Annotated in this window: 1 protein-coding gene and 2 pseudogenes; 1 reads left to right on the top strand and 2 read right to left on the bottom strand. The window is 35.2% G+C overall.

All coding sequences use genetic code 11. From position 1 onward, the window contains the following. Positions 1–251 precede the first annotated feature (251 nt). Together G337_RS26875 and G337_RS28755 are read right to left on the bottom strand one after the other, a co-directional pair. Positions 252–452: pseudogene (locus G337_RS26875) on the bottom strand (IS6 family transposase); the annotation flags it as partial. A 5-nt stretch (positions 453–457) separates the two neighbouring features. Beyond that, a pseudogene (locus G337_RS28755) lies at positions 458–535 on the bottom strand (IS6 family transposase); the annotation flags it as partial. 299 nt (positions 536–834) lie between these two features. Here G337_RS28755 and G337_RS0119430 point away from each other — a divergent pair. After that, positions 835–1,115, top strand: a 281-nt coding sequence (locus G337_RS0119430; RefSeq protein ID WP_037028205.1) for an AAA family ATPase, incomplete at its 3' end; no start/stop codon positions are given.

Below are 1,115 nucleotides of genomic sequence, written 5' to 3'. Positions count from 1 at the left end.
AGAATCCTGAGTAGAATTTAGCTTTGGTTAGCTTTTTTCGGAACGTACAGCACCGCACATTACGTTTTTAATTATGACCACACCCTACGGGATACCAATTCCCGATAGGGAAAAAGTATCCTTTTTTTGTTATTAAATTGAGGATACACCTATGAACAACATCAATATGATTGCTAATTCACCAGCCTGGTTTTGTCGCAAACTCAAATTATGTTGCTTTAAATGAAAAAGACACTTTTCCTCAGATACAATTATGCTGCGAGAGAATAAAACTGATCCCATGGCGTTATGTCTTCAGAAGAGAGCATTTGTCCTTGCTTGATCATAGTGCAAAGCTCAACACCCGCTAAGGTTGATTCAGCACCTGCCCAAGACTTCCATCCTAAACATTGGTACATTTTACCTTTTACTTTTCGATGACTCTGCTCGACTATATTATTAAGGTATTTAACGGTTGTTTGTAAGCCAAGTAATAACACAACGCCATCATGATAATATCTGACGGATAATGCCGACCTGAAAAGTTAAGTACCATAATATTGATGCCCCCGAAAAATGTCGAAACATTATCAATACTTCGATTTACTTCGTCAACTTTGCGACAGAACCGTACAAAAGCAATTACCCAAATGAAAATGCTTCCGGCATATTTGAGGGCGTGACTATTACTTCTAGTTTATCTCTAAAAAGATTGGTGATAGCAATATTAAGTTCGCGTGGATTCGTTAAATCGCGTGAAATTTTAGCCAAATACTATATTTAAAGTTAATAACATATTTTTATAATTTCAAAATATGTTATTATTAAAATAATAAAATATTTTGAGGTGTAATTATGACCTGTAAAGTGATTTTGGTTGGGTATGAAAAGGGTGGTGTTGGTAAAACGGCAACGGCTATTAATATTGCGACTGCTCTAGCAAAGGAGCGTTACAAAGGTAAAACAGATCGTATATTGATTGTTGATGCAGATAAGCAAGCCACTTTATATCGTTGGAATCAAAGACGTGAAGAAAATGACGATACAGAAGCTTTCCCATGTATTTGTTTACTTTTAAAAATAAATAAAGAAGTAAACCGTCAGCGTGAAAACTACGATTACATCATTATTGATGC

Origin of the sequence: Psychromonas aquimarina ATCC BAA-1526, from assembly GCF_000428725.1 — a bacterium.
Lineage (GTDB): Bacteria > Pseudomonadota > Gammaproteobacteria > Enterobacterales > Psychromonadaceae > Psychromonas > Psychromonas aquimarina.
Note: the sequence above shows the minus strand (reverse complement) of the source record. Positions and strands in the feature narration are given on the sequence as shown.